Below are 9,022 nucleotides of genomic sequence, written 5' to 3' on the forward strand. Positions count from 1 at the left end.
GAGCGCCGTGACCGTCGGGCTGGCACCTGCCGCCTCTGCCAGCGCGACGCGCTCGGCCTCGAAGCCGTCGACGCGCCACAGGCCTCCGTCGGAGCCCGCCCACACCGATCCGTCGGCATCCCACAGCGCGTGGACGGCTCCCCCGACCTCGAGGTGATCGAACGACCGTCCGTCCGAGCTCCGGTCGAGCGACTCGTCGGTCCCGACCCACAGCACGCCCTCGCCGTCCTCGAGGACGGCTTGCACGACGCCGCTCGAGAGCGTCCCGGGGTCCTGGGCGTCGTGTCGGATTCGGGTGGCGGCCCCGCGGGAGCGGTCGACGCGGTCGAGGCCTCCGTACGTGCCGACCCACAGGATGCCCTGGCGGTCCTCGAAGACGCTCGAGATCTGGTCGTCGGAGATCGACCCGATGTCCTCGGGAGCCGACTCGTAGATGCGGATAAGCGGGGTGTCGCCGCCGAGGATGACGCTTCGGAGCCCGCCGCCTAGGGTCGCGACCCAGACGGTGCCCGACGGGTCCTCGTAGACGTCGGTCACGTTGCGGGCCAACAGACCCTCGCCGATGTCGACGACCTCGAACCGCCCCGTCGCCGGATCGAACGCGACCAACCCCTCACCCATCGTGCCGAGCAGGAACGTGCCCGTCGAGGTCGCGACGATGTCGGAGACGGCGAGCGTTCCGAGCGAGTCGGACTGGAACGACTGGGTCTGGCCGTCGGCGTCGAGGCGGACGACGCTCTCGTCGGTCCCGAACCAGACGGCCCCGTCGTAGGGCAAGATGGCCCGGACCACTCCCGACGGCCCGATGGTGACCCCGCCGCCCTCGAGGACGCGCGCCGCTCCGCCGTCGGTCCCGACCCAGGCGCCCCCCGCCCCGTCGGCGGTGACCTCGAGGACGTTGCTCCCCGGCAGGCCGCCGACCACGTCGAAGCGGTCTCGGGCGGCGTCGTAGCGGCTCAGGCCGCTGCTCGACCCGACCCAGACGTCGCCCCCAGGACCGGGGGCGAGCGCCTGGACCAGGCTTCCTCCGAGCGCCGACGAGTCGCCGGTGGCGGTGTAGGTCTTGACCTCGATGCCGTCGAGCCGCACCAAGCCCGCCTCTGTCCCGACCCAGATGAAGCCGAGCGCGTCTTGCGTGATCGAGTGGACGACGGCGCTGGGGAGGCCTTGCTCGACGCTCAGGTGCCGGAACGACAGCCCGGTCTCTTCGTCGAGGACGAGTCCGTTTTGCTGCGCCCACACGCCTCCTGGACCCGCGAGCAGCGCCGCGACGGCCACGGCCGCTGCGAGTCCGACGGCGCCGGCGCGTCTCACTCTGCCAGCGCCTCGAGCGCCTGGGCCACGTTCGGAGGGACGGACGAGAAGCGGATGCCGACCTCGCACTCGCCGTTGCCCAAGTCCTCGGCCTCCAAGACCTTGGCGTAGACCGGGCCGAGCTCGCCCTCGAGCCCGAGCGGCTCGGCGTGGAACGTCAGGCGGACGTCCGTCCGCGGGTCGACGCCGGTCGAGATCTGCGCCCGTGCGCCCGTCGTGGAGAGGGCGATGACGCGGCCGGCGTGGTCGTCGTTGGTCACCTCCTTGCCATCGAGGACGGCCATCCCGAACGGGAGCGGCGTGTCGAGGTCGGACAGGTCCGGCTCGTCGTGGGGGACGGACCCGCTCGTGGTTCCCTGGACGGCCTCGACGCTGTGGATGGGGATCGGCTCGGCAAACCCCTTGAGCGACACCCGTCGCGAGCTCTCGAGGACGATCGGGCCACTCTCGCCGCCGGCGGCCTGAAAGGTGGCCTCGGTGATGAGCACTTCGCCGGGGACGGCCAGCGTTTGAACGCGGGAGGTCAAGTTCACGGGGCTCCCCACGACGCCGTACTTCGCGCGCTTCTCCGACCCGATGGTCCCGACCACGACCTGCCCCGAGTTGACGGCCGCGGTCATCTCGAGCGGCGGCAACCCCCGACCGGCCAGCTCCTCGTTGACGCTCGCCATCCGGCGCTGCATCGCGACCGCACACGCGGTCGCCTGGGCGGCGTGGTCGGCCATCTTGAGCGGCGCGCCGAAGATGACCAGGACGGCGTCGCCGATGAACTCGTCGATGGCGCCGCCGTACTCATCTACGACCTCGGTCATGGCGCCGAGGTAGACGTTGAGGAACTCGACGACGCGCTCGGGCTCGAGCCGCTCCGAGAGCTGGCTGAAGCCGGAGATGTCGCTCATCAGGACGGACACCTCGCGCCGCTCGGTCGCAGCCACGGCCGACGGATCGGCCAGGACCGCGTCGGCGATGGAGTCGGAGAGGTAGCGGGTGATGGTCTGGCGGACACGCTGGGCCTCGCGGTCCCGCCCGACGGCCTCTCGCGCGTGGCCCAACGTGACCTGCAGGTCCTTCATGTCGATCGGCTTCGTGAGGAAGTCGAACGCGCCCTTGTTCATCGCCGTCCTGATGTTCTCCATGTCGCCGTAGGCCGTCACCACGACGGACCGCGTCTGGCGCCCGAGCTCCCGGATCTTGCCCAACAGCGTCAGCCCGTCCATCCGGGGCATGTTGATGTCCGTCACCACGACCTCGATGTCGTGGTTGTCCTGGAGGTAGTCGAGGGCCTCGACGCCGTCTCCGGCGAACGCCAACTCGACTTCACCTTTGCGGACCTGAGACCGAAACGTCTGACGGATCAGCGGGACCAAGTCCGGCTCGTCGTCGACGAATAGGATTTTGATGGTCTCGGACATGAGCGAACGGCGGTGGCCGAAGGTAGCAGGGGGGAGGCCAACGCCTAAACCGCGCGCCAGGTCTCCGGCGGCTGAAACGGGGTCGTAGGTTGTTGGAACGAGAAACAGGCGCGGGTCGAATACGGAAGTCGCCCGCCTCCGGGTTCTCGCCCCGCACGATCCCACCACGCTTGTGTTCTCCGTCCGTCTCGGGCTCGCCGTCCTCTTGTCTCTCAGCGCGTTTCCGGCGCTCGCAGCGGCCCCGCCCGATTCGACGGAGATCACGCCGATGGACTGGGTCCGCGAGGTGGTCCGGGTCCGCCACGCCATCGAGGCCGTCGAGGACGCGTCGCCCATCGCACAGCCCGATCTCGCGGCCGTCGCCCTCGAGGACGCCCTCGCGCTCGCGGCGCACCCGTTGTCCGACGGCTCGGTCCGAGACCTGGTGGTCCAGGCGCAGGCGGTGTACGAGCCGCACCACGGTCCGGTCTCGATGGGACCGCTGAGCGCCCTCGAGGTGACGGAGATCCGAGGTCCGATGCTGGCGGCGCTCGACAACAACTTCGCGCCCCCGCTCGAGTCGCCCGCAGTTGCCGCAGCGCGCCGGGCGGCGCTTGCTGCCGAAGCGGACCGGGCCCAGGGACCCGACTGGCTGTTTTACCCGGCCGCCTCGGCGCCCCTCGTGGAGCGGCAGCGGAGGTCGGCGCGTCGGTTGGCCCAGACGGGCCGTCGAGGGCGGCGCACGCTCCGTCAGATCGAGCGGACGTTGGCGCGGCGCGGCTTGCCGACGGACTTGCAGTACGTGGCCGTCATCGAGAGCGCGCTCAACCCGCGCGCCGAGAGCTGGGCCGGAGCTCGCGGCCTGTGGCAGTTCATGCCCGAGACCGCCGCGGAGTTCGGCCTGGACTCGCTGACGGTCGAGGACCCGGCGGCCTCGACGGAGGCCGCAGCGCGCTACCTCCGCCAGCTCGCCCGGATGTTCGAGGGCGACTACCAGCTTGCTCTCGCCGCCTACAACGCCGGCCCTGGCCGTGTCCGCCGCCTGATGCGCGAGCACGAGGCCGAGACCGGCAAGAAGCCGACGTTCTGGGAGCTCCACGACGCGCTGCCTCGCGAGACGCGCCAGTACGTCCCGCGCTTTATCGCGGTCGCCGAGGCCCTAGGAGCGCGCGGCTGAGCGTCCTCGAGGGCACGAGGGAAGAGATCGATCTGCGTCCTCGAGGCCGGCGCTGTGCTGCGCACCGTATCTCGTCCTCGAGGGCTCATTCCCCTGCGTTACGCTCCGAACGCGTCGACCAGTCGCCGGCAGGCGTCCTCGAGGACGGGCATCTCCTTGGCGTAGCAGAAGCGGAGGTAGCCGTCGCCGTCGGCGGGGTCTTGGAAGAACGAGGGGCCGGGCACGCAGGCGACGCCGGCTTGCTCGATCAAGGTGTCGGTTGCAGCTTTCGCCGTTTCGAATCCTGGTTCGCTGTGTCGCTCTCCGAGACCGGCCAGCACGTAGTAGGCGCCCTCCGGCGGAGCGGCCTCGAGGCCGCAGGCGTTGAGCGCGTCCACCATCACCGTCCGCTTGGTCGTGTAGTCAGCCAGCATGTCGGCGTAGTACGACTCGGGCATCGGGAGGGCGGCGGCCAGGCCATGCTGGAGGGGGGCCGGGGCGCAGATAAAGACCAGGTCGTTGACCAGGCCCATCTTCGCCGCGACCGGCGCCGGGGCGATGGCGTATCCCAACCTCCAACCCGTCATGTTGAACGTCTTCGAGAAGCCCGACAGCGTCACCGTCCGTGGGTACGCGCCCGGCCTCGAGGCCGGCGAGACGTGGCGGGCGCCGTCGTAGACCATGTGCTCGTAGATCTCGTCGGTGATCACCCACAGGTCGTGGGCGTCGGCCACGCGGTACAGCGCGTCGATCTCGTCCTCGGTCCACACCTTGCCAGACGGGTTCGCCGGCGTGCACACCACGACCGCCTTCGTCCGGTCGGTGACCGCGGCCCCAAGCGCATCGGCGTCGAACGTCCAGCGCCCACTGTCGCGAGCGAGCGGGACGACGACCGGTCGGATCCCGTGGAGCCGCAAGATGCCCGCGTGATAGCCGTAGAACGGCTCGAACAAAACGACCTCGTCGCCGGCGTCGCACAGCGTCAGGATGGTCGAGACGAACGCCCCGGTGGAGCCGACCGATACGACGACCGACTCCGGCCCCTCGACCGGGATCTGGTTAAAGGCCCTCGCCTTCTCCGCGATCGCCTCCCGCAACGGTTCGATGCCGTTGTACGCCGTGTAGATCGACTTGCCGTCGTGGAGGGCGTCGACGGTGCCCTCGACGATGGGCGTCGGCGTGGCCAGATCGCAGATGCCTTGGCCCAGGTTGATCCCGCCGACGCGGTTGACGGCGAACGTGACGGCCCGGATGTCGGACTGGCGGAGGGCGTCGGTGCGGGCGGCGAGCGGCTTCATCGAGGTCGGGGCGTGAGCCCGAAAGGTAGGCGGCACCCCAACTCCGTTGCGCCCTCGAGGACGCTTCCGCCGTGCCGGGCTCGACCTCGAGGACGCCCCAAACGCGACCCGCCCAGCCTTGTGGGGCCGGGCGGGAAGGCAAGCAGGGAGGTCCCTGTTTTGTAGAGTCACCGGCCGAGGCCGGTGCTGGCGTCAAGATACGACATCGTGCGTCGAGGTCGGTCCGGTTCGGCCTGACCTGCGGGTTAGCGCACGACGGTGACCGTCCTCGACGCCCGTGCCTCGGCACCCTCGAGGACGACGACGTAGACGCCCGGCGCCAAGCGCTCGACCTCGAGGGCGCGGCGGTGCTCGCCCGCGGCTACGAGTCCGTCCTCGAGGACGGCGACCTGGCGGCCGAGGACGTCGTACACGGCGAGCCGGACCGGGCCGGCGACGGGCAGGGCAAACGCGACCTCGACGCGGCTCGAGGCCGGGTTGGGATAGGTCTCGAGGGCGAGGCCTGGCCTCGAGGGCACCGCCTCGTCTGAGACGGCGAGCCCGCCGTCCTCGTAGTACGCCTGCGCCGCGTCGGAGACCTCGAGGAGCCGGACGATGCTGTCGAGCCGGTCTGCGCCCCGCGCAAACAGGACGGCCGCGTCCAAGACCGTTCTCTCGCCGGCCTCGAGGTCGACGGCCGGCGCGGCGATCACGGCCTTCTTGTCCGATGGGATCAGAGGCGTGCCCTGACCGTCGATGTTCTCCTGGCTCCAGAACTCGCCTGCGGCCCCGTCGCCCGAGAACGACCACCGAGTAGCCGGGCCGAACTCGTACTCCTCGATCTCGCCGCGGAAGTTGATGTCGCCGTCGTACCCGAACTCGCCAGTGAGAAGGGGGCTCCCGTCCTCCCAGAGCCCTCCGAGGTAGTTGTACGCGCCGGGCGCCTCGTTGGGCTCTCCTGCCCCGCTAGGTGTGCCCTTGAATGGGTGGAGTACGCTTGAGGCCCCGCTCAGCAAATCGACGCCCAGCGCGGGAGGTCGGTCCCCGTACCCCCACGTTCCTTCATCAACGTCAGCGCCGTTGTACACGATGACCATCTGCCGGGTCGAGTCCGACCCAACGCGGTCGTCTAAAGGACCGCCGAGATCGGGGTCGAGGTAGAGCCCGGCCCGGACGTCCTCGAGGGCGCGCCCGCTCCGGTTAATGATCTCGTGGCGGTAGAACGTCGAGCGCCCGAGTTCGTCGAGCGAGCCGCCCCCGGTTGTCCACGCCATCGCTCGGACCTCGATACCGAGCGCGGGGGCCTCGGACCACTCGTGCTCGCCCCCGGCGTCGTTCATGACCCACCAGGCTGTCTGAACGCCGAGGATCACTGGGCGTTCGCCGGCCTTGAGGTTGAGCCTCCGCGTCCCGTAGCCCGCGTCTCCGGGATCGAGCGAGATCGTCGACTCGGACGCGTCTACCACGCCCTCGTCCTGGCGGCCATTTCCGTTGGTATCGATGTAGAACGGGGCGCCGACCGCGATGGGCCAGTCCTCGAGGTCGGCCGTGGCAGTTCCGGTCCGGTCGTAGGTCTCGAGGTCATCGATGGTGACGGTCCAGATTCGGTCGAACGCAGCGCAGGTCTCGGCCGTCGTCTCGCCGTCGGCGTCGAGCGGACCGGGCCAGAACTCGTACGGGCCGTACGTCGACCCGGCAAACCGGAGCGTGTCGTCGGCCAGTCCGCCGACCATGAGCGTCGTCGAGAACATGGCGTTGATGCCTGACCCCGCCGGTACCTCGTACGTTGGATCGGTCCCTCGGTTGAACAGGGCACCGTTGTTGTAGAGCGCGGCGCGGACGGCGCCCGCGTTGAGGAACGCCTCGGCGGTGCCGAGTGCGCAGTTGGCGAGCCCAGCCGGCGAGTTGGAAGCCTGGGGCACGACCTTCTGCGCGAGTGGGGCCTGAGAGAGAAGGAGGAGGGAGAGAACGAGTAACAAGCGCATAGACGACGGGGCGAACGTACCAACCAACCAAAGGGAACCTGCCGCGTTTCGCAAGGCCATCTCAGATCCTCGTCCTGAACGCGAAAGCGGTAGGGGCGCGTCAGAAGGCTACCGCACGACGGTGATCGTCCTCGAGGCCCGCTCGTCCGCGCCCTCCAAGACGACGACGTAGACGCCCGGCGCCAAGCGCTCGACCTCGAGGGCGGCGCGGTGCTCACCGGCTGCGCGTGGTCCGTCCTCGAGGACGGTGACCTGGCGGCCCAGCACGTCGTAGACGGCGAGCCGGACCGGACCCGCGGCGGGGAGGACGAACGCGACCTCGGCCCGGCTCGAGGCCGGGTTCGGGTAGACCGCGAGGGCGAGCGTCCTCGAGGGCGTGTCCTCACCGGCGACGTTGAACCGCTTGAGCGTCGTGATGCGGAAGACGGTGCCTTCCTCGGGGTACGGCGCGGCGTAGGGCGGCTCGCTGCCCAGGTTCCACCCGACGAACGTCGTTCGGCCGAGCACCTCGCCGCCGTGGTTTGCAGGAGCTGCGGCCGCGTTGGCGAGCCACGCCTGATAGCCGGCGTCGCCGGGTGAGGTGTCGAGCGGGTCGTGCCAGTAGACCCAGTCCGTCTCGGGGTCGTTGTCGGCGCTCGATACGGGGGAGTCGAGCGTCGAGAGGTTGTAGGTCCCGTCGTCGTCAACATCGAGGACGGCCGGGATCATTTGGTAGTCGTCGGCTACGTCGTCGGGCGTGCCGGAGCCGATGTTCCAGATCTCGAACGGGATCTCCATGAGCCCGCCGTCCTGGAGCCGCCGGTAGGCCGTGCTCGGGCTGGTGAACCGGATCTCGTAGTCGCTCCCGTCGAGCCGGTCGACGTTGCCGCCTCGGTCCAAGATCGAGCGTCGCAGAAACGAGTCGAAGGACCCGTCACCGCCGCCGGCGGACAGGAACCAGACGGCGTCCGTGGTCGCTTGCTGCCTCGAGTCCGGCCGCTCCGGCACGGGAAAACCAGCGAAGTCGGCCGCGCCGCCCGTCGGCGGCACGATCGGGCCGCCGGCGTTGGCGACGACCTCGATGAGCGTGACGCGGCCGAAGAACACGACGTTGGTCAGGCTGCGGACCTCGGACGAGGGCCCTTCGACCTCGAGTGTGGCGGCTCGGACGCGCCAGAAGGTTGGGGCGTTGGTGTTGTTGGGGAAGCTGTCGCGGGGGACGGTAAAAGTCGTGGCGTCGGTGTCGAACGCACGGGCGTCCTCGAAGGACTCGCCGGTCGCGAGCTCGAGCCGGTAGCTGGTCGCCGTTGCGACAGGCGACCACGAGAACGTGACGCTCGTGTCGGCGAACGAAGCCCCGTCGGCAGGGGACAGGAGGGCGGGCGCGGAGGACGGCGGCGGTGGGGCATCCCGCGGAGCGAACAGGCTGCCGGTCTCGTACGCCCCCTGCGCCACGTCCGAGACCGCTCCCAGCTCCCGGACGCTGTCAAGATTGTCGGCGCCCTGCGCGAACAGGTACCCGATGTCGATGGTCTTGCGCTCGCCAGGCTCCATGCGGAATGGCACGGAGGAGACCATTGCCTGACGGTCACCTGGGGTGTTTGGCGTTCCCTGGCCGTCTGCGTCGTACTCGCTCCAAAACTCCGGCGGATCTCCGGAGTAGCCCCACGTTGTGACCGGGCCGTCCGTGTGGTATCCATCAGCGCCCAACCGGAGGGGGAGCCCGTCCGTCCACAGCCCCCGCATCATGAGGTACGCGTCCTCTCCGTCCTGGAGCCGACCCGGAGCGCCAGCTTTGGGTGCCCGCCTCCCTACAGCGGCTCCGCTCAGGATGTCGATGCCGAGCGCTGGCGGGCGGTCGCCGTACCCGTCGCGCCCGTCGTCGACGTCGTCCCCGTTGTAGAAGAAGACCATCGACCG

Annotated in this window: 6 protein-coding genes; 1 reads left to right on the forward strand and 5 read right to left on the reverse strand. The window is 69.8% G+C overall.

Features of this window, described 5'->3' with window-relative positions; translation table 11 throughout:
- Together WBA11_RS05255 and WBA11_RS05260 are read right to left on the reverse strand one after the other, a co-directional pair.
- The coding region (locus WBA11_RS05255; RefSeq protein WP_424519664.1) for a ligand-binding sensor domain-containing protein at positions 1-1,314 on the reverse strand (1,314 nt) is incomplete at its 3' end.
- Entirely contained in the window at positions 1,311-2,726 is a 1,416-nt protein-coding gene (locus tag WBA11_RS05260; RefSeq protein ID WP_424519665.1) for an adenylate/guanylate cyclase domain-containing protein, read from the reverse strand. The genes WBA11_RS05255 and WBA11_RS05260, both read right to left, overlap by 4 nt.
- Positions 2,727-2,898: 172 nt before the next feature.
- Between WBA11_RS05260 and WBA11_RS05265 the strand changes: the two genes are divergently transcribed.
- Complete coding sequence (locus WBA11_RS05265; protein WP_424519666.1) at positions 2,899-3,882, forward strand: lytic transglycosylase domain-containing protein; 984 nt, start codon at positions 2,899-2,901, stop codon at positions 3,880-3,882.
- A gap of 98 nt (positions 3,883-3,980) precedes the next feature.
- Here the strand turns inward: WBA11_RS05265 and WBA11_RS05270 are convergent, their stop codons facing one another.
- The 3 genes from WBA11_RS05270 to WBA11_RS05280 form a co-directional block, all read right to left on the reverse strand.
- Positions 3,981-5,159, reverse strand: coding sequence for a pyridoxal phosphate-dependent aminotransferase (locus WBA11_RS05270; protein WP_424519667.1), 1,179 nt, complete (start codon positions 5,157-5,159; stop codon positions 3,981-3,983).
- A gap of 245 nt (positions 5,160-5,404) precedes the next feature.
- Positions 5,405-7,123 (reverse strand): T9SS type A sorting domain-containing protein, encoded by a 1,719-nt coding sequence (locus tag WBA11_RS05275; RefSeq protein WP_424519668.1) that lies wholly within the window; start codon positions 7,121-7,123, stop codon positions 5,405-5,407.
- A 108-nt stretch (positions 7,124-7,231) separates the two neighbouring features.
- Positions 7,232-9,022: T9SS type A sorting domain-containing protein (locus tag WBA11_RS05280; RefSeq protein ID WP_424519669.1), on the reverse strand; the 1,791-nt coding region annotated here is incomplete at its 5' end.

It is taken from the genome of Rubrivirga sp., from assembly GCF_049648075.1.
Lineage (GTDB): Bacteria > Bacteroidota > Rhodothermia > Rhodothermales > Rubricoccaceae > Rubrivirga.